Origin of the sequence: Pseudomonas sp. UBT (assembly GCF_050915955.1) — a bacterium.
In the GTDB taxonomy this organism is placed as follows: domain Bacteria; phylum Pseudomonadota; class Gammaproteobacteria; order Pseudomonadales; family Pseudomonadaceae; genus Aquipseudomonas; species Aquipseudomonas antarctica_A.
Genome location: NZ_CP168079.1, coordinates 4,915,030 through 4,935,570, shown reverse-complemented (window position 1 = coordinate 4,935,570; position 20,541 = coordinate 4,915,030). Strand labels below are relative to the sequence as shown.

Here is a 20,541-nt window from a genome sequence, read left to right as displayed (position 1 = left end):
GGATTACGAGATAAATACTAGTCGATACATAAGTCGTTGACAATGCATCACGCCTACCCGCAACATTTGTATCGATCAGTATTTAAGTGGCTCAAAAGGAGTTTCCCGTGACCCCCTCACTCAGCTTATCCGCGTCGTCCGAGCGCCTGCCCATTGGCGCCTTGCTCGCCCTGGCCATGACGGGCTTTATCTGCATCGTCACTGAAACCCTGCCCGCCGGCCTGTTGCCGTTGATCAGCGAAGGCCTGTCGATTTCCCCTTCGGCAGCTGGGCAGATGGTCACCGCCTACGCATTGGGCTCCGTACTGGCGGTGATCCCCATGACGATTGCCACCCGGGGCTGGCGTCGGCGTAATGTGCTGTTGCTGACCATTGTCGGCTTCCTGCTGTTCAACTCCATCACTGCGCTGTCGTCCCACTACGGCGTCACCCTGGTGGCGCGTTTCTTCGCCGGTGTGGCGGCGGGCTTGGCCTGGAGCCTGCTGGCGGGTTATGCCCGGCGTATGGTCGCGCCGGAGCAACAGGGCAGGGCGCTCGCATTGGCCATGGTCGGCACACCGATTGCGCTGTCGTTGGGCGTACCGCTCGGCACGTGGCTGGGTGGCCTGGTGGGCTGGCGCACCACGTTCGGCCTCATGTCGGCGCTAACCTTGGTGCTGATTGTGTGGGTGCTGGCGAAAGTCCCGGACTATCCGCCGCAGGCGGCGCATCAGCGTTTGTCGCTGGGTAAAGTGCTGAGCACGCCCGGCGTGCGGCCGGTGCTGGCGGTAGTGATCAGTTGGATGCTGGCGCACAACATTCTGTACACCTACATCGCTCCGTTCGTGGCGCCTGCGGGATTGGCCGATCGGGTCGATCTGGTGCTGCTGGTATTTGGCATCGCTGCGTTGGTGGGGATTTGGCTGACGGCAAAAGCGGTCGAGCCGCTATTGCGCAAGACCGTACTGGTGAGCCTGGCGACATTCGCGGCTGTCTGCGTGGTGTTCGGCTTCTTGGGCAAGGTGCCTGAAGTCATTTACCTCGGCGTAGCCGTGTGGGGGCTGAGTTTCGGTGGCGCGGCAACACTGCTGCAAACCGCGCTGGCGGATGCCGCCGGGGATGGCGCGGATGTGGCGCTGTCGCTGAACGTGGTGGCGTGGAACAGTGCGATTGCCGGCAGCGGTGTGGTCGGCGGCGTGCTGCTGGATACCTGGGGCGTCGCCTCGTTTCCCTGGGCGATGGTGGTATTAATAGCGGTATCGTTTGTGATCGCCTGGGGCGCTCATGCCCACGGGTTCAAACCGGGTGCACGTGACACAGAAAAACCGCCCGTGGCCGGGCACTAATGTGACTTGATTGGGTCAATAATCCTCGCAATATCATTCACTTGGCTCCGTTTTTCGGATCCTGCCGCCTCACTCCCTTTCGAAGAAGTAATGCATGCACCTGCGCAAAATTGCAGTTGGGCTGTCGGCCCTTGTTTTGCTTTCCACTGGGGTACAAGCCCGTGGCCTGCTGGACCTTATCAAGCTACCCGCCCCGGAACACGCCTCTCGCTCCGGCTCGATCAGCCAGCACGCGGCCCTCGACCTTTATTCCAGCAAAGAAAAACAGCCTTCATTCGACGGCTGCGTCGACCTGTTCCCAGGCGCCACGCCCATCAACACGGCCACCGTGTCCGCCACGATGAAACCCCTGGCCCTGTGTTCCGACAACTTTGCGGTGCTCTACTCGCAAACCAGCAAGACGCCGCTGGTGGTGGTCGAACGCTTGAATGCCGCCCAGTTGAAGGAGGCCAAAGGCGAGGAGCGCACCAACCAGTTCTACCCGGACCCGCGCATTCCCAAAGGCGCACGCGCGGAATTGAGCGACTACCGTGGCCAGCAACCGGCTGTGGATCGTGGCCACCAGTCCCCGGCTGCGGATGCGCCGAACGCCAATGCCATGGCCCAGTCTTTCGCGCTGTCGAACATGGTGCCGCAAGACCCCACCAACAACCGCAAGATCTGGAGCAAGGTCGAGGCGGACGTGCGCAAGTTTGCCGTGCGAGCCGGCGGCGATGTGTTTGTGTTTACCGGGCCGCTGTTTGACGCGGGCTACAGCACCGTCGGTGACAACAAGGTCTGGGTACCGACGCGCCTGTTCAAACTGGTCTACGACGCTTCGTCGAAACGCGCCTGGGCCTACGTGCTGCCCAATGCTGAAACCCGTATCCAAAAGCCGATGGACTACGACACCTTCGTGAAAAGCACCGGGCTCAAGTTGCTGGGTAATCTTCCGGTCACAGGCTCGGTGGGGCGCACGTGATGTGACACCCCCAAGGCTGGCAGAACCGCCAGCCTTACTTGGCCTTCTTCAGCGCCTTCAACCGCAACGTCGCGCGTTGTACGGCGGCCATTTTCTCCGGGCGTTTCATGCGCTTCCACTTACGGATGTCGTCCTTGCTCCGTCCACAGCTGACGCATAGATCGCCACTGAGCTGGCAGGTGGAGATGCAGGGGTTCTCGATATCTTTAGCCAAAGGTTCACCTGGGTTTGCTAGTGGGGCGCGCGGCTAGGCCGCACGAAATTCAACGGTGAGGTGGCTCACTTCATGCACCGGTTTGAGGCGCTCGCGAATGCTTTCGGCATCGGTGGTCGAGCGGCCCACCACGCTGACGATGGCCGCGTGCGCGTCGGGGCCGACGCGCCACACGTGCAGATCGGTAATCGTCGCATCACCGGGTTGTTCGACGAGTTCACGAATTTCTGCGGCGACGTGTTCATCGGTTTGATCCAGCAATACGCCAGCGGTCGTGCGCATCAAACTCCAGGACCACCGCGCAATCACCACCGCGCCGACGATACCCATCGCCGGGTCCAGCCACACCCAGCCCAGATAACGGCCGGCCAGCAAGGCGGCGATGGCGAGCACAGAGGTCAGCGCATCGGCGAGCACATGCACGTAGGCTGAGCGCATGTTGTTGTCGTGACCATGATGGTCGTGGTCGTGGTCATGATCATGCCCGTGGCTGTGACCGTGGCCCAGCAACAGCGCGCTGATGACATTTACTGCCAGCCCCACCACCGCAATCAGCGTGGCTGTACCAAACTGCACTTCAGCCGGCTGCAGCAAGCGCATCACCGACTCGACACCAATGCCCAAGGACACCAGCGCCAGGATAAGCGCCGAGGCGAAGCCACCCAGGTCGCCGACTTTGCCGGTGCCGAAGCTGTAGCGTGAGTTACTCGCATTGCGCCTGGCGTAGGCGTAGGCCGCAGCGGCAATGCCCAGCGCCGCCGCATGGGTAGCCATGTGAAAGCCGTCCGCCATTAGCGCCATGGAACCGGTCAAGGCCCCGGCGGCAATTTCCGCGACCATCATCACCACCGTCAGCATCACCACCCACAGGGTGCGTTTGGCGTTTTCGTCATGGGCCGAACCGAGGAAGACATGTTCGTGCGTGTGAGCACTAGGGAGGGCGTTCATTTGGAGTACCGGCGAATGGCTTCCAGCAGTTCTTCAACGCCGCGTGCGCGGGCTTCCTCGCTGAGGGCGGGATCGGCCACATGCGCCCTGGCATGGTCTTCGATAATTTCTTCCATCAAACCGTTGATGGCGCCGCGTGTGGCGGCGACCAGGTGCAGCGTCTTGGCGCAGTCGAGGTCCGACTCCAGCGCTCTTTCAACCGCCTGGATCTGCCCGGCGATGCGTTTGACGCGCTTGATCAAGCTGTCTTTGTTTGCGGCGATGTGGCCCACAATATACCCCCCCTACCTATGAGGGGGCGGATCATTGCATACCCCGCCCCCCTATGCAACGTGGTGGCTGCGGCGAAGTTCTCAAGGCGGCTACTTGGGCTTATCCAACTGGCGCCTGAGGGTGTAAAGCGCCACGCCAACCGCCAGAATGCCGGACACCGCGCCGACCACCAGTGCCCAGCGCGGGCCCAGGTGGTCGGCCACCCAGCCGACGATGGGCGCGCCAATCGGCGTGCCACCCAGTGCAACGGCGACGCGCAGGGCGATCACCCGGCCGCGCATGGCCGGCTCAGTGGTGAGTTGCATCAAGCTGTTGGTGGTGTTGCTGAACGTCATCGCACCCACGCCGATGATCACCAGCGCAATCGCGAACATCCAGTAATTGGGCGCCAGGGCCGCCAGGAAACAGCCAAACCCGAACACCGCTGCACCGGTCAACAGTGACTTGAACTGCGGTCGTTCACTGCCCGCGGCAATCAACGCCCCGGCGATGGTGCCGATGGCCAGGGTCGACGTCAGCAGGCCGTAGCCACGCGCATCGGCATTGAACACGCTGACGGCCATGGTCGAGATAAAAATCGGGAAGTTCATGCCGAAGGTGCCGATTAGAAACAGCATCAGCAAGATCGCCTTCAGGTCCGGCCGCGCCCACACATAACGCATGCCCTCGGTAAGGCTGCCTTTGGTTCGTGGGGCTCGCGCCTTGGCATGCAGGCCCGATACCCGCAGGAAAAACAGTGACGCCAGCACCGCAAAAAAGCTCGAGCCATTGAGCAGGAACGCCCAGCCGGTGCCGACCGAGGCGATGGTCACGCCCGCTACCGCCGGGCCGATCATGCGCGCCATATTGAATGACGTTGAGTTGAGTGCGATGGCATTGGACAAGTCCTTCTCGCCCACCAGCTCCGCCACGAAAATCTGCCGCACCGGTGCATCGAATGCCGAGGCACACCCTGATAAAAACGCAAACACGTACACGTGCCAGAGCTGCACGAAGCCGGTGATGGTAAACACCCCCAGTGTCAGCGCCAGTACGCCCATGACCGCCTGGGTGGTAATCAGCAGCTTGCGTTGGTCGTAGTGGTCGGCCGCAAAACCGGTCCAGGGCAGCAACAACAGCTGCGGCCCGAACTGCAACGCCATGACGATGCCCACGGCGGCGGCGTTGTGCGGGGTGAGCTGGGTGAGCACCAGCCAGTCCTGGGCGGTGCGCTGCATCCAGGTGCCGACGTTGGACACCAATGCGCCAGCGGCCCAGATGCGGTAGTTGGGGCTGCGCAGGGAGCGGAAAGTACCGAGGAAACTCATGACGGCTTCAGTTCCCCCTTTTTTTGAGCAGCCCGAGGAGGGTCTGCGCCGTGCCCGATTCGCCCGGCGTGGGCAATACGTGTTGCAGGCTGTAGGCGTGCGCTTCGATGATCCGAGCAATTGTTGCGTCCAGCGAGGTGGCAGCCATGCTATTTCCTCAATCAGGTCGTTCAAAAATCAGCGAAGCGCTCCAGCCATTTCATCGCAGCGGCGAGTTCGTCGTGTGCCTGGGGCGACAGGTGTTTATTCAACGTTGCAAGCTTAGGAGCCATGCCCTGAATGGTACCAGTCTGGGTTTATACTTGCCGTCATCCAACCCTCCCGATTCAAACAGACTGAGATTCGCCATGAGCACCTCGCTTCCCCTGACGCCCGCGCGCAAGCCCTTCGCGCCGCTGGTGGCCTTTATCGTCCTGGTAGTCGGCGCCGTATTCCTGCAAAACAGCGTTGGCCCGCGCCAAGTGTTGTTGCTGGTGGTCGGTGCCGCGCTGGGCTTGACCTTGTACCACGCCGCCTTCGGCTTCACTTCGGCCTGGCGTGTGTTTATCAATGATCGGCGCGGCGCCGGTTTGCGTGCGCAGATGGTGATGCTGGCCGTGGCGGTGCTGTTGTTTTTCCCGGCGCTGGGGGCCGGCACATTGTTCGGTCAGCCGGTGGTTGGGCTGGTGGCGCCGGCCGGCGTGTCGGTGGTATTTGGGGCGTTTATTTTCGGCATCGGCATGCAGTTGGGCGGCGGTTGTGCGTCGGGCACGCTGTTCACCGTGGGTGGCGGGAATGCGCGCATGCTGGTGACACTGTTGTTCTTTATTTGCGGTTCGTTGATCGCTACGCACCATGTTGATTGGTGGTTTGCGTTGCCCGCGTTCCCGGCGGTTTCAATTGTCAAAAGCTTCGGCGTGTTGCCGGCATTGGTCGTCAGCCTGGCTGCGTTCGGCCTTATCGCCGCCATCACCGTACGCCTGGAAAAACGCCGGCATGGCCAGCTTGAGGCGGGCGTAACCAGCGAACACATTGGTCTGCGCCGCTTCCTGCGCGGGCCATGGCCATTGGTGTGGGGCGCGATTGGCCTGGCACTGCTCAACTACGCGACCCTGGCATTGGCCGGGCGGCCGTGGGGCATTACTTCGGCGTTCGCGCTGTGGGGGGCCAAGGTGGCGAGCGGGTTGGGGGTTGATGTGGCCAGTTGGGCGTTCTGGCAGATGCCGGGCAACGCCAAGGCCCTCGCCGCGCCGGTATGGGAAGACATCACCAGCGTGATGGACATCGGCATCGTTCTTGGTGCGCTGTTGGCTGCAGGCCTGGCCGGGCGTTTCGCCCCCAGCCTGAACATCCCGGCGCGCTCGCTGGTGGCGGCGGTGATCGGTGGCTTGTTGCTGGGTTACGGGTCGCGGCTGGCGTACGGTTGCAATATCGGCGCGTACTTCAGCGGCATCGCCTCGGGCAGCCTGCATGGCTGGGTATGGTTGGTGGCGGCGTTTATCGGTAACAGCGTGGGCGTGCGGTTGCGGCCATGGTTCTTTGCGGGCGAGCGGCCGCAGGTGGCGTTGAGCGGTTGCTGAGCGCAAAACAACCAGTAGGGTACCCGCATGATTCGAGAACTAAGGACCTTTGTGAGCGCTGCGCGGCGCGGCACCTTTGCCGCTGCCGGCCAGCACGTGGGGCTGACGCAATCGGCCGTGAGCGCGCAGATCAAGCACCTTGAGGACGCGCTCGGGGTCAAGCTGTTCGATCGCACCGGCCGCTCTGCCACGCTCAACTCCGCAGGGCAGCGTGCGGTGCCGCTGGCGGAGGAGATCCTCGATATCTTCTCGCGTATGGGCACCCCCGACAGCGCGAACAACTTTCAGGGTTCGTTGCGTATCGGTGCCATCGGCAGTGTACAAACCGGCCTCCTGCCCCAGGCGCTGGTGGCCCTCAAGCGTCGTGCGCCGTTCATTGAGGTCAACCTGGTGCCCGGCGTTTCGCTGAACTTGCTCAGCCAGGTCGACGCCGGCGAGCTGGACCTGGCGATCATGATCCGCCCGCCGTTCAACCTGCCCAAAGACCTGAGTGTCGAAGTCATTGCCCGCGAGCCCTTCGTACTGATCACCGCCAGGGACGTGCAGGGCGAGGACCCGTTGCAAATCCTTCGCGAGCAGCCCTTTGTGCGTTACGACCGCGGCTCGTTCGGCGGGCGCCAGGTCACGCAGTTTCTCAAGGAGCAAAAGCTACACACGCAACCAACCCTCGAACTCGACGAGCTGGATGCCATCGTCAAGATGGTCCGCAGCGGCCTTGGTGTTTCCCTGGTGCCCATGGCCGGCATGTGGCTGGAGCATGTCAGCGACGTGCGGGTGTTGCGCCTGGACAACCTCACGTTCTTTCGTGAAATCGTGCTGCTGACCAAGTACACCCAGCGCCAACTGCCACTCTTCGAGTTATTCAGGGCGTGCGTCATGGAAGTGCTGGACGCTGCGAAGTAGGGCGCGAGCATCGAAAAAATTGAGGGTCAGGGTGAAAGATATCCGCTTTATCACCTCGTCGTTCTGGTGAAGAATCGTGTTCTAACCCACAGAACCTGCAGGTAGCCACCGTGAGCCTTTCGCCCTTTCATTTAGCGATTCCCGTCTACGACCTCGCCGCCGCTCGCCACTTCTACGGCGACGTGTTCGGGCTCTCCGAAGGCCGTTCCAGCGCCCAATGGGTCGATTTCGACTTCTACGGCCACCAGCTGGTTATCCACCAACACCCCAAGACTGAATCCCAGGCATCGGTGCACGCCAACTCGGTCGACGGCCACGACGTACCGGTCCCGCATTTCGGCATCATCCTGCACTGGGACCAGTGGGAAGCCTTGGCGGATCGGCTCAGAGCGCGTGAAACCCGGTTTGTGATCGAGCCCTACATTCGTTTCCAGGGCCAGGTGGGTGAGCAGGCCACCATGTTCTTGTTCGACCCTTGCGGCAACGCGCTGGAGTTCAAGGCGTTCAAGGACATGAGCCAGCTCTTCGCCAAGTAATTGCGCATGCGTTGCCGTTTGTCATTGATGTCCGAATCGGTCCTTAAGTGGTCCGGCACGCGTCTGTTGCTCATTCGCTTGTGTGCCTACCATGGCTTGCATCACTCACCGTAATGCAAGCCCAGAGGACACATCATGAGCCGCAAAGCCCTTGTCGTAATCGATGCGCAACATTCGTTTCGCCATTCAACCTACTGGTCCGAAAATGACCTGCCGGATTACCTTGAAAAACAACAGGCGCTCATCGACGGGTGTGTTCAACAAGGCATCCCGGTGATACAAGTCTTCCATGTCGAAGACCAGGGGCATTTCTCGCTGGCGTCGGGCAATGTCAGGGCGTTGAGCGAGTTGTCGATCAACCCCGACTTGATCATCCACAAGCGCTACCACAGCGCCTTCGCCGGAACGCCGCTGGCGGCCCGGCTCACGGAGATGGGAGTTACCACGGTGATCATCAGTGGCATTCGGACCGAACAGTGCTGTGAAACCACTACGCGCCAGGCGTCGGACAGCGGCCTCAGTGTGGATTTCGTCAGCGAGGCGACGTTGACCTTCCCCATGACCCACGCCCGCAGCGGTCGGGTTTACACCCCGGCACAGATTCGCGAGCGCACTGAACTGGTACTGGAAGGGCGTTTTGCCCGCATCGTGACGGTGGCCCAGGCGTTGGAGGGGTGAATCCATGACGGTGCCGGTGCTGTTCGTACTCTTGCCCAACGTGCTGATGCTGGACCTGGCGGGCCCTGCCGAGGTGCTGCGCCTTGCCGCTCAAGTCGAGGACCCGGCGGCCATCGACTTCGATTTACAGTACGTCAGCCCGGTGCAATCCCTGCAAACGTCCATCGGCTTGCCCCTGACGGGACTGGCGCCGCTTCCGTCAACCCTGGCGCCGGGCACGCTGGTGGTGTTGGTGGGCTCGACCTCGAAGGTTACGCCGCAGCGCCGGCAGGCGTTCGAGTCGGCCAGCAATACGCTGACCCAGTGGCTGCAAAATGTATTCGCGCCGTCGGGTGAGCGGCTGGTGTGCGTTTGCGCAGGTGCCTTGAGTGCCGCCCGTGCAGGCCTGCTCGACGGACGCCAATGCACCACGCACCACGCGCTATGCCCGACGTTACAAGCCCTGGCCCCCAAGGCCCGGGTGTTGGAAAACCGCCTGTACGTCACCGACGGCCCGGTCAGTTGCAGCGCCGGTGTGACAGCGGGCATCGACCTGATGCTGCACCTCGTCGCTCAGTTGGCCGGGCCCCGGCTGGCCTGCGCCGTCGCGCGGGATATGGTGGTGTACATGCGTCGCAGCGGCGCCGATCCGCAGCTTTCGCCGTGGATAGCCGGGCGCAACCACCTGCACCCGGCCGTGCACCGGGTGCAGGACGCAATCGCCGCTGCGCCGTGTGAGGTGTGGACCGTCACGCGCATGGCCAGCCTGGCCTGCACCAGTAGCCGGCACCTGGCGCGTTTGTTCCACGAGCATGTCGGCATCAGTCCGCTGGACTATCTGCACACGCTGCGGTTAACCGTGGCCCGTGAGTTACTGGTTGAGTCGACCCTGGACATTGAAACCGTCGCCGAGCGCGCAGGCTTTGGTTCGGCGCGCCATCTGCGGCGCATCTGGGGCAAATATGAAGCGGGGACGCCTTCAGCTGGGCGTGTTGCCGGCGCTGGTTGAGGCTTGATCAGCCTCAGCGTCCAGTTTCGCGCGGTCGGCTTTGCTGATGTACTTATCTTTGCTTTTCGGCGCCAATTTGGCGCTGGCTTTTTTGGCTTTGGCCTTAAAGAGCTGCTTGAGTTTTTTCTGGCGATTCATGACGTGCTACTCAGCGGGTAATTGCTTGAATGATATCAGCTTAAGTCACTGACTCAGGTCTCGGCGTTAGGGCGTCGATACCTGCACACGTTCACCCTTGTCGTCGCCCTACATTGTCGTGCCGCTCGTTGACATTGCAAGGATGCTACAGTCGATTCGCCCGGTGGCCTTAAGGCGAGCGTGGGCCTCATCATTTTCATGTCGATTCAGGAAGGCACGCCCATGCAAACCACTCCTCCCGAAGGTTTACCTGTTTACCGGTTACTAACCGGTAAAGATGACGCATCGTTCTGTCATCGAGTCTCCGAAGCCCTCGCGCTGGGCTACCAGCTGTATGGCTCGCCCGCGGCCACCTTCAATGGCGAACACGTCGTGGTGGCTCAGGCTATCGTTTGGAACCCCGCCAAGTAGGCTGGGGATTTCCACTTCGAGACGACAGCGAAGGCAGGCCAGGCGCGGTTCATTCCCCCAGCGCCACAGCGACCTCCTTAGCCACCTGCACAAACGCCCGAGACGCTGAAGACTGATAAACCCCTTTGCGCTGCATCAGCACCGCCGTCCGTTGCAGCCGCTCCGGCCCAAGCTCAATCGCCACCAACTCAGGATGCGCCCGCGCAATGGCCGCCGGCAGCAGCGTCGACAACGTGGTCCTGCGCACCACCTCAGTCAGCGCCCCAATCACATTCGCCTCCATCACCACGCGCGGGCGGATGCCGTGTTGGTTGCAATAGCGGTCGATCTGCTCACGCGTGGCGAACTCGGCGCTCAGCAGAATCAGTGCTTCTGCATTCAACGCCTCCAGCCCGATAGCCTGCGCCTCGGCCAGCGGGTGCTGATTACCCACAACCAGCGCAAGTGTTTCGACCAGCAGGGGATAGGCGTCGATATCCTGGGCATGCACCTCATCAAACGCGATGCCCACATCCAGCTCATCGGCCAGCAGTTGCAGCTCCATCTGTTCCTGGGCGACCTCGCGCACGTTCAGCGTGATGTTCGGGTAACGGCGGTGAAACGCCTCGACCAGTGGCCCGACCAGGTACGTGGTGAAGGTCGGCGTGACTGCAATCCGCAGCGTCCCCCGGCTCAAGTCGCCGACGTCATGGATCGCACGTTTGCCTTCTTGCAGTTCCTGCGCCGCCCGCAGCGCGTAGCGCAGGTAAACCTCCCCGGCATCGGTCAGGCGCGTCTTGCGTCCTGAGCGATCAAACAACTGCGCGCCAAGGCTTTCCTCCAGCTGCCGCACTTGCTGCGACAGCGCCGGCTGCGAGACATGCAGGGCCGCTGCGGCTTTGGTGAAACCTTGATGTTGCGCGACGGCGAGAAAGTACTGGATGTGTCGTGCCAGCATGTTTGCATCCATAAGATTATCTAATGTGCTGGATCATATATGAGACTTTTACCTTATTGCACGGGCTACGTAACCTTTGCTCCATCGCATCGCGAACCAATGGAGTCACCCATGCAAGACATCATCGACGGTTTCCTGAAATTTCAACGTAACGCCTTCCCCGAGCGTGCCGGCCTGTTCAAAGACCTGGCCAACCAACAGAGTCCACGGGCGCTGTTCATCTCCTGCTCCGACAGCCGCCTGGTGCCAGAGCTGGTCACGCAGCGTGAGCCCGGTGACCTGTTCGTCATCCGCAACGCCGGCAACATCGTGCCGTCCTACGGCCCCGAGCCGGGCGGCGTGTCGGCCTCGGTGGAATACGCCGTCGCCGCCTTGCAAGTCAGCGACATCGTGATTTGCGGGCACTCCGACTGCGGCGCGATGACCGCCATCGCTACCTGCAAATGCCTGGACCACATGCCCGCCGTGGCTGGCTGGTTGCGCTACGCCGACTCCGGCCGAGTCGTGAACGAGGCCCGCCAGCATGTCGACCAGCACGCCAAGGTCGCCTCCATGGTCCGCGAAAACGTCATCGCGCAGTTGGCCAACATCCAGACGCACCCTTCGGTACGCCTGGCCCTCGAAGAGAAGCGCGTGACGCTGCATGGCTGGGTCTACGACATCGAAAGCGGCTGCATCCAGGCCTTCGATGGCCGCACCGGCAAGTTCGTGGCCCTGGCCGACAACCCGACCGTACGCGCTGTTTCGTACTGACCCTGCAAGCGAAGAAAGTTGAAGGTGGCAGCGGCCTTGCCTGCGATGGCATCCCCCCGGTCTGCCTGGCACACCCAGTTGCCTGCATCGCAGGCAAGCCAGCTCCCACACTTGATCTTCGGCGCTGTCCCGATTGGCACTAGCCGTTTCACCCTTACTGTTTACCCACGGAGATAACCCCATGATCCAGTCACAAATCAGCCAAAACACTCGCCTTGCCCTGGCCGACGTCATCCTCCTGGCCAAAGCCCGCAAAGACCTGTCGTTCGCCCAGATCGCCGAAGGCACCGGCCTGCACGAAGCCTTCGTCACCGCCGCCTTGCTCGGCCAGCACCCACTGCCGGCCAACGCCGCCCAAGTGGTTGCCGACACCCTGGGTCTCGACGCCGATGCCGTGCTCCTGCTGCAAACCATTCCGGTGCGCGGCAGCATCGGCAACGGTATCCCGACCGACCCGACCATCTACCGCTTCTACGAAATGATTCAGGTCTACGGCACCACGCTCAAGGCGCTGGTTCACGAGAAATTTGGCGACGGCATCATCAGCGCCATCAACTTCAAGCTCGACATTAAAAAGGTCGACGACCCGGACGGTGGCTCCCGCGCCGTGATCACCCTGGATGGCAAATACCTGCCGACCAAACCGTTCTGATCCCGCTACCCATGAGCCCGGCGCTGCACAGGCGCCGGGTTCGACTTTCCTCACGATGCCGAAGAGGTCATCTGAAAATGAAAGCGTTACTTGTACTGATACTCGGCGTGTTTTGCGGCGCGGCGATGGCCGAAGAGCCACTCCCGGTCGAGCAATACAGCTATGCCCAGCACCTGGACATCGCCCGCGTGATTTCCACCAGCGAAGTGCCGGACGTCTGCGCGGTGGTGCCCGTGCGTATGACCTACGAAGACTCCCAGGGCCAGCAGCACATTCTCGAATACCACGTGATGGGTAACGGCTGCTCCAACGGTTGAGCCGTCCATTGTTTGTTTTTTACCGTTGCGCCCGGTGCGCCTGAGGGCCGCAACATTGAGGGTCGGATTCATGGATTTAATCTTTCGCAACGTACGCATTGATGACGCACAACCGCTGATGGACGTGGCGGTGCACAACGGCCACATCGTCGAGGTTGCGCCGAACATCGCAGCCCGGGCCCGGCAGGAAATCCAGGGCCACGGCAACGTGCTGATACCGGGTTTTGTCGAAGGGCACCTGCACCTGGAAAAAGCCCATGTCATGCACCGCAAAGCCAACCGCTCCGGCACCTTAAAAGAGGCTATAGCGGTCACCGCTGAACTCAAACCCACTTTGACCCGCGATGACATTCTCGAGCGTTCCACCCAGGTACTGCGCGCACTGGTGCAGTCGGGCACCACCCACGTGCGCGCCCACGCCGAGTTCGACCCCGTACAAGGCTTCACCGGGTTCGATGTGGTGCTGGAACTGCGCGAAAAATTTCGCGACGTGATTGATATTCAAGTGGTCGCTTTCCCACAGGAAGGCATCCTCAAGCTACCGGGCATGCAGGCAATGATGGTCGAGGCCATGGAAAAAGGCGCCGATGTAGTGGGCGGCATTCCCTACAACGATGATTCGCCGCATGAACATATCGACTACGTGTTCAGCCTGGCCAAGCGTTACGGCAAGGACATCGACTTCCACCAGGATTTTGCCGACGACGCCGACCACATGAGCATTGAATACCTGGCACGCAAGACGATTCAGGAAGGCTACCAAGGCCGCGTGTGTGTCGGCCATCTGACCAGCTTGGGCGCCGTGCCGCCGCATAAACAGCACGAGATTATTGCGCTGATTCGCGAGGCCGGCATCAGCGTCATGTGCCTGCCCGCCACCGACTTGCACCTGGGCGCGCGCGGCGACGGCCATAACGTGCGCCGCACCCTGACGCCGGTGCGGGCACTGCGTGACGGCGGTGTAAATGTGTGCCTGGCCACCAACAATATCCGCAACGCATTTACCCCATTTGGCACCGGCGATTTGCTCAATATTGCGCAACTGGCCATTCCTGCCTGCCACCTGGGCGGGGCGGATGACCAGGCCACGGTGTTGTCGATGCTCACCACAAGTCCGGCGAAAGCGCTGGGGCTGAAGGATTATGGGTTGGCGCCGGGTAAGGCTGCTGATTTGGTGTTGCTGGATACGCGTTCGGTGGGTGATGTGATTCTCGACTTGCCCGCGCGGTTGATGGTGCTTAAACGCGGGAGGGTCGTGGCGACGTCGGTCTGTCAGCGTTCGGTGGTTTTTTGACCCGGTAGGCTGGTCCTGGCCAGAAACTCGCTGATCTGCGCCACCACCTGCTGCTGAATCACCGCCCGTGGCCGAGCGCCTTCACCGTCCCGGCAAATCATGCCATCGCCGGGTGAGCTCTCTTCAATCAACGCCATCCCGCCCGGCTTGCAGATCGACATAAAGCTGAAGTGCGTGGCGTCGCTGATCTCCACATACTGCGTCGATGTGTTTGGCAGACGCTTGACCATGTCGGCTGATTCCAATTCGGTGGACATGTCCTCCGTGTGCACGCCACCCGCAATCACCAGCGCCGGTACCGGCAATGCGGCAAGGCTTGCACTGGTCAGGCCGCGTGACAGGCCCAGGTCCAAAGACACAATCGCGGTGACGCGCTTGTCGCTCAAATCAGCGGCCAGTTGTGCCTTGCCGGCTGGCGTGCCGGCGGGGTTCATCTCCTGGTAGCCGATGCAGCCACCCAACTTAGGGTGTTCGGCGCAGTCCCGGCTGAACAGGTCGGGGTCGAAACGCGCGCCAGCGATTTCCAGCACGGTCCAGCCGCCGAGGGAGTGGCCCACTGCCGCAATCTGATGTTCCGCCACCGCGCCAAATAGTTTCGGCTGAGCCAGCACCGCGTCAATGGCGCGGCTCAGGTCGGCCGGGCGTAGCCATAACTGGGCGGCGGCTTTTGGGCTGCGATCCTTGGTGGTGGTGCCCGGGTGGTTGACCGCCGCTACGATGTAACCCTTGTGCGCCAATGCGCTGGCCAGCCACACCTGCTTGCCCCAATTACCACCGTAACCGTGGGAAAGCACCACCAGCGGATGCTCGCCGGCAGCCGGCGCTGCATCGGGCACGGCGAGGGCGCCGATGAAGACCGCGTTGTCGGCGATCAGCTCGGGTTTGGCTGTGGCGGCGGCGGGGTACCAGACAGCCAGTTCCAGTGGGCGCTGGCTTTTTGTATCCGGCAGGGTGGCGGTTTTGAAACCGACGGGGCTTTCGGCAGCCAAGGCGGGTGTCGCCAGGCACAGCAGGAACAGGGCACGCAGCACTGTTTTCATTGTTTTTATCTTCCTTGATTGGGGTGGCGCATCATCACCTGAAATCCTGTCGCAATGCATCCCCTCCCGGGAAGCACACCACCTGTTCTGACTGCGTTGGAACGCACGCCTATGGCGCCGCGAAACCCTCGTAATCCAGGGAGATATGGTCGGCCTTCGGGTAACTGACATACACCACCACCGCGTCGCTGCTGACGACCAGCGCGTAGGGCCATTTACCGTTGGCCTTACGCATATCCTCATACAGCGGCAGGAAAAAGTCCTTGGTCTGACCGCGTGGATCGTAGGGCGCTTGCACCTGGAAAATCGGGTAGTGGCCGCCGTTGCACAGCTGGATGCGTTCGAGCTGGAAGTTGTTTTTCTCCAACAACGTGCGGGTCGGGTGCTGCCAGGTGGCGAGGTCCACATCGTGGCAGTCTTGGGCGGTGGTGGTGTAGAGCGTGGTGTCTTTGAGGGCGGGGAGGGCGTAAACCAGCCCGGGGAGAAATAACAGCAGCAAGGGGATATGACGTCGCATGGCGCGGTTCCGAGCAGGATAGGCGCGAGAGTGTAGAACTTTTTGCCGCTACAGTTTTGGGAGAGAACCACAACTAACTGCCGTTGAACCTTGGTATTGGCCAACACAGCCCCATAACTATTGTGTATCCATTGAGCGCAAGGACACACCATGACCAACCAAACCGAAACCGCCATCCTCGCCGGCGGCTGCTTCTGGGGCATGCAGGACCTGCTGCGCCGCTACCCCGGCGTGCTGAGCACCCGAGTCGGCTACACCGGCGGCGATGTGCCGAATGCCACTTATCGCAACCATGGCAATCATGCGGAAGCGATTGAAATCGTGTTTGACCCCGCAGTGATAACGTACCGGCAGATCCTTGAGTTCTTTTTCCAGATACACGACCCCAGCACGCCCAACCGGCAGGGCAATGACGTCGGGCCGGGCTATCGGTCGGCGATTTATTACCTGAGTGAACAACAACGCGACATCGCCGAAGACACCGCTGCGGATGTTGATGCGTCGAAGTTATGGCCAGGCCGTGTGGTGACTGAGATTGAGCCCGCGGGGCCGTTCTGGGAGGCGGAGCCGGAGCATCAGGATTATTTGGAGCGGATACCCAACGGCTATACCTGCCATTTCATACGGCCGAATTGGAAGTTGCCGAAGCGGGCTTGAGGATGAGTTGCGTTAGAGAAGAAATGGGTAGGCCACGTCCGGGAAACCGCCTGAACGTGGTCTGCTTCCCGGCTTCCCATATTGGTCGAACCGAGAGCCTGCGCAGAGCGCAAAACATGCCAATTTCACTCAGTCAAAACGCCCCTGTCACGTTAGTGCGCGCTCAACACAGCGACATGGACGACCTCGTCGCCATTCGAATTGAGGCTATGCGCGACAGCCTGGAGCGTGCCGGGCGATTCGATCCGGTACGCGCGCGCGAGCGGTTTGTTAGCAGTTTTGAAGCGCGCAACACGCGTTACATTGAAGTAGCTGGAGACCGAGTGGGTTTTGTAGTGGTCAAGCATCACCGCGATGAACTCATGCTCGACCACCTGTACGTGATACCCCGTGCGCAAGGATCAGGAGTAGGTGCTGCTGTGCTCACGCAGATTTTCAAAGAGGCGGATGCGGCCGCGCTTCCTATTAAAGTAGGTGCCCTCAAGGAAAGTGCCTCGAATCGTTTTTATACTCGCCATGGTTTCCAATTCGTCGAAAGCGGCGAATTTGATAATTACTATGTCCGTCAGAGCGCTACGGCGGCCCAATCGTGACGGTTTAATAGGTGCCAAGGCGATCGCCAATAACATGAATTAAAGGGATTTAGCTGTGAACATAATGGATGATTTAAAGGTCAGGTACCCCGGCGCCACCGCATGGTCATTTGGGGATACTCCAGAAATGGCCGATGAACTCGCCGAACGGGTTGCTAAAGGCATAAAAACAGCCACCTGTTGCTCGCTCTCATCATTCAAACATGAAGATGAATCATCCACTATTGGCGGTTACAGCATCGTCCTCAACAGTCAGGGCGAGCCGGTATGTGTCATTCGAGTTATTTCGATGCATATCATTCGTTACTGCGACGTCGATCAAGACCTAGCCAGAAAGGAAGGCGAAGGGGATCTCAGTCTCAGGTACTGGAAGCAGGGCCATAAAGATTTTTTCCAACGAGAGGGGGCGTTCGACGAGGCTATGGAACTTGTGGCAGAAGAATTTGAGTTGGTGGAAGTATTGTAGAGGACAAGGTCCTCTAGCCAACGGCCTCTAGCCTATATATAGGGTTGAGAAGGCTAGGAAGTTGGGGTAGACCACTGTTCTTCCTACGTGATGTGGTGGAGTAAACCGCAGCCGTCATCTGGAGAAAAGCGCTGACCAACTATCGCCGAATAGGGCGATGCCCAGGCCTGCCAGCATCACCATCGAGCCGACCAACTTGACGGGAGACACCGGTCTTTCAACTGCCCCCATCAGCCCAAAATGATCGATAGCCAGCGACGATGTAATCTGCCCGGCGATAGCGAGCCCAAGCAATGCTGACAAGCCGATTTTGGGCGCAAGCACCACGTAACTGAGCAGCGCACCGGCACCGAGCAGTCCGCCCAGCAGGCTCCACCAGGGCTGGGTCGGTATGGCTGCCAGTGAGGTTAATGTTCCGCCCCGCATCAGTGAACATATGCCGAGGCACACCGCACCGGCGGTAAAGGAGAATAGAGCTGCCGCTACCGAATCGCCCCCTACACCTTTAGCGAGTTGACCGTTCAGCGTGGTCTGCAGGGTTATGCCCAGTCCTGCGCCGATGGCTAACAGGTAATAGACTGCACTCATCTCGCGCCTCCTTACCGGGCCGTTTCAAGCGGCACGAACGTTTCGGAAAAAATGTCAGGTTGGTAGCCAGCAGCGGCAAATAGATGCTCACGGGATTCGTCGATCGCCGCACGCAGCCGCTCGCTGCCCACGCCCAGTACCTTGCCGTTGCGCTTGACGATGCGTCCGCCAATCATGACCGTGTCAACATTGCTGCGTTCGGCCGCGTGTACCACGGTGCCGAATGCATTGCCCGACGGGTAGAGGTTGAGGTCCTGTGCATTGATAAGGATCAGATCAGCCTGTTTTCCGGGGGTGAGGCTGCCGATTTTGTCCTGCAGTCCTGCACAGGCAGCGCCGTCGGCAGTGGCGGCTTTCAGCAGGTTATGGGCAGGCAGTGTCACCGGATGATGTTCTAACCCGCAGCAACGTTGCTGGTGCATGCCCATGACGCGTTGCAGGTAAAACGCCACGCGCATCTCCATAAACATGTCGCCACTGTAGGACGTTTCGTTATCCACGCTCAGCCCCGGGCGGATACCGTGACGCAGGGCTGACTGCATGGCGAACATGCCATCCTCGATGCCGTAGTGGGCATCGGAGCGCGGGCATACGTTGACCCGTACGCCAGCTTCGCGAAGGATTTGCCATCCTGCGTCCGGCAGCGCGGTGCAGTGGTTAAAGATGTTATCGGGGCGCAGCAGTCCTTCCCGGTGCAGCCCTTGCAGCTCAGCGGCCATTTCTCCGCCAAAAAACTCGGTGATAATCGGCAGGCCCAGCCGCCGGGCTTCAGCCCACAGCTCAGGTTCCAGCTGTGCCATCACCGCCAGCGAGACCAGCTCGTTGTCCCCGGGTTTGAAATATTTTTCCTGCAGGCGCTCCAGGTTGCCGGGCCAGTGGGCTTTGTCCCACTCCCCAGAAACCGGCGCGCCGGAGGCGTGTATGGACCGGATTCCAGCGTCAAGCAGGGCCTCGACCGCTGCGTCGGAGTGCGCGCCGGTGCGGCTGTTGTGCGAGTTATCAACCACGGTGGTGATGCCAGCATCGATGCAGCCCAAGGCGGTCAGCAGGTTGCCGATATACATGTCGGCCGGACGATAGTATTTGGCAAACGAGTAATGCGTTGCGTTGCAGTAGTCTTCAAGCGTTTCGGCATTCGGATTCAGCCGGCGCAGTTGCCCCTCCCAGGCGTGGCGATGCGTATCGACCATGCCCGGCATGGCAATCATGCCGGATGCCTCAATAACCATGGCGTCGTCGGCCTCGATGTTTTCATGTATGGCCGTGATGGTGCTGTCGTCGATGAGGATATCGCCGCGCACCAGATTGCCTATATCAGCGTCCATGCTGAGCACAGTGGCTCCGCGGATAAGGGTGCGGCCGGCCGGTGAGGCAGGGGCCTGCACGATGTTGCGGCTATATTCAGTCATTTCGCTTCACGTTTTGAATGTCGTGAAGAAAAGATACGGAATGTGATACTCCCGAAAAAGAGGGCTAAACTGTTTTGATTATTCAGCAATCACGAACAATAGTGTTCAGGCGGTTGATTCCGTTGTGGCTCATGGAAAAAAAATGGACCGTATCCAGGCAATGCAGGTTTTCGTCCGTGTGGCAGAGGCGGGGAGCTTTATTCACGCGGCGCAAACGCTCTCTTTGCCGGCGTCAACGGTGACCAGCAGTATTAAAACTCTGGAAAAGTACCTGCAGGTGCGCCTGCTCAACAGAACAACGCGGCAGGTCAGCCTCACATCCGAGGGGGCACGTTACCTGGCGCAATGCCGGGAAATACTCGAACTGATTGAGCAGACGGAGTCCGGCCTGACGGATTCTGCAAAACGACCGCAGGGGCGTTTGCGGGTTGATATGCCGGGCGGCATTGCACATTTTATTGTCATGCCGAACCTGAAAGACTTTTACCGGCGATACCCGGATATCTACCTGATGATAGGCGTTAATGATCGGCAGGTGGATCTCGTTCAGGAGGGGATTGATTGCGTCATTCGCACAGGCGAACTCAATGACTCAACGCTCGTTGCACGCCCCCTCGGACAGTTTCGCTGGGTGACATGTGCTTCTGCGGCCTATCTCAACGATAACGGTATTCCCCAGACCCCGGACGACTTGTCTCACCACCGGGCCATTCATTATTTTTCAGGCAACTCCAGGCGAACGGGTGAAATGTGCTTCTTAAGCGGCACTCAAAAAATCTCAGTCCCGGTCAACGGTACTGCGGCGGTGAATGAGACAGGACTCTACATAAAACTGTGTCTTGAAGGTTTCGGGCTGGTGCAGCTTGCGGAGAGGGTGGTCTCGGAGCATCTGCAGGAGGGGCGGCTGATCGAGGTGCTCACGGACTGGCAGCCTGCGTCCGTACCTGTCACCTTGCTCTATCCGCATCAACGTTTTCTCTCGCCAGCCGTGAGCGCATTTGCTGATTGGGTAACCGAACTTATCCGCGACGGCAATTCGGCAATTTGCGAATAAGGGGAAGGCTGTCTTTTCCCCTG

The 20,541-nt window shown here is 60.5% G+C and carries 27 protein-coding genes; 16 read left to right on the top strand and 11 right to left on the bottom strand.

The features are described from left to right. Positions 1 to 107 precede the first annotated feature (107 nt). Complete coding sequence (locus ACDZ94_RS22855; RefSeq protein WP_262665677.1) at positions 108 to 1,325, top strand: MFS transporter; 1,218 nt, start codon at positions 108 to 110, stop codon at positions 1,323 to 1,325. Between the two features lie 94 nt (positions 1,326 to 1,419). Continuing rightward, positions 1,420 to 2,286, top strand: coding sequence for a DNA/RNA non-specific endonuclease (locus ACDZ94_RS22850; RefSeq protein ID WP_432750871.1), 867 nt, complete (start codon positions 1,420 to 1,422; stop codon positions 2,284 to 2,286). A gap of 34 nt (positions 2,287 to 2,320) precedes the next feature. On the opposite strand, the gene ACDZ94_RS22845 is transcribed toward ACDZ94_RS22850, so the two are convergent. From ACDZ94_RS22845 to ACDZ94_RS22825, 5 genes are all read right to left on the bottom strand, one after another. Then, positions 2,321 to 2,500, bottom strand: coding sequence for a DUF1289 domain-containing protein (locus ACDZ94_RS22845; RefSeq protein WP_064453335.1), 180 nt, complete (start codon positions 2,498 to 2,500; stop codon positions 2,321 to 2,323). 33 nt (positions 2,501 to 2,533) lie between these two features. Next, positions 2,534 to 3,448: a CDF family Co(II)/Ni(II) efflux transporter DmeF gene (dmeF, locus tag ACDZ94_RS22840; protein WP_221295290.1), complete on the bottom strand. Its 915-nt coding sequence runs from the start codon at positions 3,446 to 3,448 to the stop codon at positions 2,534 to 2,536. Further along, complete coding sequence (locus tag ACDZ94_RS22835; RefSeq protein ID WP_064453333.1) at positions 3,445 to 3,720, bottom strand: metal/formaldehyde-sensitive transcriptional repressor; 276 nt, start codon at positions 3,718 to 3,720, stop codon at positions 3,445 to 3,447. Before ACDZ94_RS22835 ends, dmeF begins: the two co-directional genes overlap by 4 nt. Before the next feature lie 90 nt (positions 3,721 to 3,810). Further along, the gene (locus ACDZ94_RS22830; protein WP_064453332.1) at positions 3,811 to 5,028 is read right to left on the bottom strand and encodes an MFS transporter; all 1,218 of its coding nucleotides are present in this window, start codon (positions 5,026 to 5,028) and stop codon (positions 3,811 to 3,813) included. A gap of 7 nt (positions 5,029 to 5,035) precedes the next feature. Then, positions 5,036 to 5,176: a hypothetical protein gene (locus ACDZ94_RS22825; RefSeq protein ID WP_259763587.1), complete on the bottom strand. Its 141-nt coding sequence runs from the start codon at positions 5,174 to 5,176 to the stop codon at positions 5,036 to 5,038. A gap of 199 nt (positions 5,177 to 5,375) precedes the next feature. On the opposite strand from ACDZ94_RS22825, the gene ACDZ94_RS22820 reads away from it, so the two are divergent. The 5 genes from ACDZ94_RS22820 to ACDZ94_RS22800 all read left to right on the top strand — a co-directional run bounded on the left by ACDZ94_RS22820 (position 5,376) and on the right by ACDZ94_RS22800 (position 9,692). Next, on the top strand, positions 5,376 to 6,587 hold the full coding sequence (locus tag ACDZ94_RS22820) for a YeeE/YedE family protein (protein ID WP_064453331.1): 1,212 nt from the start codon (positions 5,376 to 5,378) through the stop codon (positions 6,585 to 6,587). A gap of 27 nt (positions 6,588 to 6,614) precedes the next feature. Continuing rightward, positions 6,615 to 7,490, top strand: a complete 876-nt coding sequence (locus tag ACDZ94_RS22815; RefSeq protein ID WP_432750870.1) for a LysR family transcriptional regulator — start codon at positions 6,615 to 6,617, stop codon at positions 7,488 to 7,490. A 110-nt stretch (positions 7,491 to 7,600) separates the two neighbouring features. Further along, positions 7,601 to 8,026: a VOC family protein gene (locus tag ACDZ94_RS22810; protein ID WP_432750869.1), complete on the top strand. Its 426-nt coding sequence runs from the start codon at positions 7,601 to 7,603 to the stop codon at positions 8,024 to 8,026. Between the two features lie 135 nt (positions 8,027 to 8,161). Then, entirely contained in the window at positions 8,162 to 8,704 is a 543-nt protein-coding gene (locus tag ACDZ94_RS22805; RefSeq protein ID WP_064453328.1) for a cysteine hydrolase family protein, read from the top strand. Between the two features lie 4 nt (positions 8,705 to 8,708). Beyond that, complete coding sequence (locus ACDZ94_RS22800) at positions 8,709 to 9,692, top strand: GlxA family transcriptional regulator (protein ID WP_064453327.1); 984 nt, start codon at positions 8,709 to 8,711, stop codon at positions 9,690 to 9,692. Here ACDZ94_RS22800 and ACDZ94_RS22795 read toward each other — a convergent pair. Beyond that, entirely contained in the window at positions 9,663 to 9,830 is a 168-nt protein-coding gene (locus ACDZ94_RS22795; protein ID WP_432750868.1) for a DUF2986 domain-containing protein, read from the bottom strand. The two genes, ACDZ94_RS22800 and ACDZ94_RS22795, sit on opposite strands and share 30 nt — an antisense overlap. A 222-nt stretch (positions 9,831 to 10,052) precedes the next feature. Here ACDZ94_RS22795 and ACDZ94_RS22790 point away from each other — a divergent pair, with 222 nt between their 5' ends. Further along, positions 10,053 to 10,241 carry a DUF1737 domain-containing protein gene (locus ACDZ94_RS22790; protein WP_064453326.1) on the top strand — a complete coding sequence of 63 codons (189 nt, stop codon included), beginning with the start codon at positions 10,053 to 10,055 and terminating at the stop codon, positions 10,239 to 10,241. A 49-nt stretch (positions 10,242 to 10,290) separates the two neighbouring features. On the opposite strand, the gene cynR is transcribed toward ACDZ94_RS22790, so the two are convergent. Beyond that, positions 10,291 to 11,178: a transcriptional regulator CynR gene (gene cynR / locus ACDZ94_RS22785; RefSeq protein ID WP_221295286.1), complete on the bottom strand. Its 888-nt coding sequence runs from the start codon at positions 11,176 to 11,178 to the stop codon at positions 10,291 to 10,293. Positions 11,179 to 11,289: 111 nt separating this feature from the next. Here cynR and ACDZ94_RS22780 point away from each other — a divergent pair, with 111 nt between their 5' ends. From ACDZ94_RS22780 to ACDZ94_RS22765, 4 genes are all read left to right on the top strand, one after another. After that, positions 11,290 to 11,931: a carbonic anhydrase gene (locus ACDZ94_RS22780; protein ID WP_064453324.1), complete on the top strand. Its 642-nt coding sequence runs from the start codon at positions 11,290 to 11,292 to the stop codon at positions 11,929 to 11,931. 181 nt (positions 11,932 to 12,112) lie between these two features. Further along, the gene (gene cynS, locus ACDZ94_RS22775; protein ID WP_221295285.1) at positions 12,113 to 12,583 is read left to right on the top strand and encodes a cyanase; all 471 of its coding nucleotides are present in this window, start codon (positions 12,113 to 12,115) and stop codon (positions 12,581 to 12,583) included. A 77-nt stretch (positions 12,584 to 12,660) separates the two neighbouring features. Further along, on the top strand, positions 12,661 to 12,900 hold the full coding sequence (locus ACDZ94_RS22770) for a DUF2790 domain-containing protein (RefSeq protein ID WP_407016071.1): 240 nt from the start codon (positions 12,661 to 12,663) through the stop codon (positions 12,898 to 12,900). A 70-nt stretch (positions 12,901 to 12,970) separates the two neighbouring features. Then, the gene (locus ACDZ94_RS22765; protein ID WP_432750867.1) at positions 12,971 to 14,194 is read left to right on the top strand and encodes an amidohydrolase family protein; all 1,224 of its coding nucleotides are present in this window, start codon (positions 12,971 to 12,973) and stop codon (positions 14,192 to 14,194) included. Here the strand turns inward: ACDZ94_RS22765 and ACDZ94_RS22760 are convergent. Continuing rightward, positions 14,173 to 15,234 carry an alpha/beta hydrolase family protein gene (locus ACDZ94_RS22760; RefSeq protein ID WP_432750866.1) on the bottom strand — a complete coding sequence of 354 codons (1,062 nt, stop codon included), beginning with the start codon at positions 15,232 to 15,234 and terminating at the stop codon, positions 14,173 to 14,175. The genes ACDZ94_RS22765 and ACDZ94_RS22760 overlap by 22 nt on opposite strands. A gap of 109 nt (positions 15,235 to 15,343) precedes the next feature. Then, positions 15,344 to 15,751 (bottom strand): hypothetical protein, encoded by a 408-nt coding sequence (locus tag ACDZ94_RS22755; RefSeq protein ID WP_064453319.1) that lies wholly within the window; start codon positions 15,749 to 15,751, stop codon positions 15,344 to 15,346. A gap of 150 nt (positions 15,752 to 15,901) precedes the next feature. On the opposite strand from ACDZ94_RS22755, the gene msrA reads away from it, so the two are divergent. From msrA to ACDZ94_RS22740, 3 genes are all read left to right on the top strand, one after another. Continuing rightward, positions 15,902 to 16,408 carry a peptide-methionine (S)-S-oxide reductase MsrA gene (msrA, locus tag ACDZ94_RS22750; RefSeq protein ID WP_064453318.1) on the top strand — a complete coding sequence of 169 codons (507 nt, stop codon included), beginning with the start codon at positions 15,902 to 15,904 and terminating at the stop codon, positions 16,406 to 16,408. Between the two features lie 116 nt (positions 16,409 to 16,524). Further along, positions 16,525 to 17,001 carry a GNAT family N-acetyltransferase gene (locus ACDZ94_RS22745; RefSeq protein WP_221295281.1) on the top strand — a complete coding sequence of 159 codons (477 nt, stop codon included), beginning with the start codon at positions 16,525 to 16,527 and terminating at the stop codon, positions 16,999 to 17,001. 64 nt (positions 17,002 to 17,065) lie between these two features. Further along, positions 17,066 to 17,467 (top strand): ASCH domain-containing protein, encoded by a 402-nt coding sequence (locus ACDZ94_RS22740; protein WP_432750865.1) that lies wholly within the window; start codon positions 17,066 to 17,068, stop codon positions 17,465 to 17,467. 114 nt (positions 17,468 to 17,581) lie between these two features. Here the strand turns inward: ACDZ94_RS22740 and ACDZ94_RS22735 are convergent, their stop codons facing one another. After that, complete coding sequence (locus tag ACDZ94_RS22735; RefSeq protein ID WP_221295280.1) at positions 17,582 to 18,055, bottom strand: DMT family transporter; 474 nt, start codon at positions 18,053 to 18,055, stop codon at positions 17,582 to 17,584. An 11-nt stretch (positions 18,056 to 18,066) separates the two neighbouring features. Then, on the bottom strand, positions 18,067 to 19,464 hold the full coding sequence (locus ACDZ94_RS22730; protein WP_432750864.1) for an amidohydrolase family protein: 1,398 nt from the start codon (positions 19,462 to 19,464) through the stop codon (positions 18,067 to 18,069). 142 nt (positions 19,465 to 19,606) lie between these two features. Between ACDZ94_RS22730 and ACDZ94_RS22725 the strand changes: the two genes are divergently transcribed. Continuing rightward, the gene (locus ACDZ94_RS22725; protein WP_432750863.1) at positions 19,607 to 20,518 is read left to right on the top strand and encodes a LysR family transcriptional regulator; all 912 of its coding nucleotides are present in this window, start codon (positions 19,607 to 19,609) and stop codon (positions 20,516 to 20,518) included. Positions 20,519 to 20,541 lie beyond the last annotated feature (23 nt).

What these genes read in the sequence shown, in the direction of transcription:
- ACDZ94_RS22850 (WP_432750871.1), top strand. Translation starts at nt 1,420, where the DNA reads ATGCACCTGCGCAAAATTGCAGTTGGGCTGTCGGCCCTTGTTTTGCTT.
- dmeF (WP_221295290.1), bottom strand. Translation starts at nt 3,448, where the DNA reads ATGAACGCCCTCCCTAGTGCTCACACGCACGAACATGTCTTCCTCGGT.
- ACDZ94_RS22830 (WP_064453332.1), bottom strand. Translation starts at nt 5,028, where the DNA reads ATGAGTTTCCTCGGTACTTTCCGCTCCCTGCGCAGCCCCAACTACCGC.
- ACDZ94_RS22825 (WP_259763587.1), bottom strand. Translation starts at nt 5,176, where the DNA reads ATGGCTGCCACCTCGCTGGACGCAACAATTGCTCGGATCATCGAAGCG.
- ACDZ94_RS22820 (WP_064453331.1), top strand. Translation starts at nt 5,376, where the DNA reads ATGAGCACCTCGCTTCCCCTGACGCCCGCGCGCAAGCCCTTCGCGCCG.
- ACDZ94_RS22815 (WP_432750870.1), top strand. Translation starts at nt 6,615, where the DNA reads ATGATTCGAGAACTAAGGACCTTTGTGAGCGCTGCGCGGCGCGGCACC.
- ACDZ94_RS22805 (WP_064453328.1), top strand. Translation starts at nt 8,162, where the DNA reads ATGAGCCGCAAAGCCCTTGTCGTAATCGATGCGCAACATTCGTTTCGC.
- ACDZ94_RS22800 (WP_064453327.1), top strand. Translation starts at nt 8,709, where the DNA reads ATGACGGTGCCGGTGCTGTTCGTACTCTTGCCCAACGTGCTGATGCTG.
- ACDZ94_RS22795 (WP_432750868.1), bottom strand. Translation starts at nt 9,830, where the DNA reads ATGAATCGCCAGAAAAAACTCAAGCAGCTCTTTAAGGCCAAAGCCAAA.
- ACDZ94_RS22790 (WP_064453326.1), top strand. Translation starts at nt 10,053, where the DNA reads ATGCAAACCACTCCTCCCGAAGGTTTACCTGTTTACCGGTTACTAACC.
- cynR (WP_221295286.1), bottom strand. Translation starts at nt 11,178, where the DNA reads ATGCTGGCACGACACATCCAGTACTTTCTCGCCGTCGCGCAACATCAA.
- ACDZ94_RS22780 (WP_064453324.1), top strand. Translation starts at nt 11,290, where the DNA reads ATGCAAGACATCATCGACGGTTTCCTGAAATTTCAACGTAACGCCTTC.
- cynS (WP_221295285.1), top strand. Translation starts at nt 12,113, where the DNA reads ATGATCCAGTCACAAATCAGCCAAAACACTCGCCTTGCCCTGGCCGAC.
- ACDZ94_RS22770 (WP_407016071.1), top strand. Translation starts at nt 12,661, where the DNA reads ATGAAAGCGTTACTTGTACTGATACTCGGCGTGTTTTGCGGCGCGGCG.
- ACDZ94_RS22765 (WP_432750867.1), top strand. Translation starts at nt 12,971, where the DNA reads ATGGATTTAATCTTTCGCAACGTACGCATTGATGACGCACAACCGCTG.
- ACDZ94_RS22760 (WP_432750866.1), bottom strand. Translation starts at nt 15,234, where the DNA reads ATGAAAACAGTGCTGCGTGCCCTGTTCCTGCTGTGCCTGGCGACACCC.
- ACDZ94_RS22755 (WP_064453319.1), bottom strand. Translation starts at nt 15,751, where the DNA reads ATGCGACGTCATATCCCCTTGCTGCTGTTATTTCTCCCCGGGCTGGTT.
- msrA (WP_064453318.1), top strand. Translation starts at nt 15,902, where the DNA reads ATGACCAACCAAACCGAAACCGCCATCCTCGCCGGCGGCTGCTTCTGG.
- ACDZ94_RS22745 (WP_221295281.1), top strand. Translation starts at nt 16,525, where the DNA reads ATGCCAATTTCACTCAGTCAAAACGCCCCTGTCACGTTAGTGCGCGCT.
- ACDZ94_RS22740 (WP_432750865.1), top strand. Translation starts at nt 17,066, where the DNA reads ATGGATGATTTAAAGGTCAGGTACCCCGGCGCCACCGCATGGTCATTT.
- ACDZ94_RS22735 (WP_221295280.1), bottom strand. Translation starts at nt 18,055, where the DNA reads ATGAGTGCAGTCTATTACCTGTTAGCCATCGGCGCAGGACTGGGCATA.
- ACDZ94_RS22730 (WP_432750864.1), bottom strand. Translation starts at nt 19,464, where the DNA reads ATGACTGAATATAGCCGCAACATCGTGCAGGCCCCTGCCTCACCGGCC.
- ACDZ94_RS22725 (WP_432750863.1), top strand. Translation starts at nt 19,607, where the DNA reads ATGGACCGTATCCAGGCAATGCAGGTTTTCGTCCGTGTGGCAGAGGCG.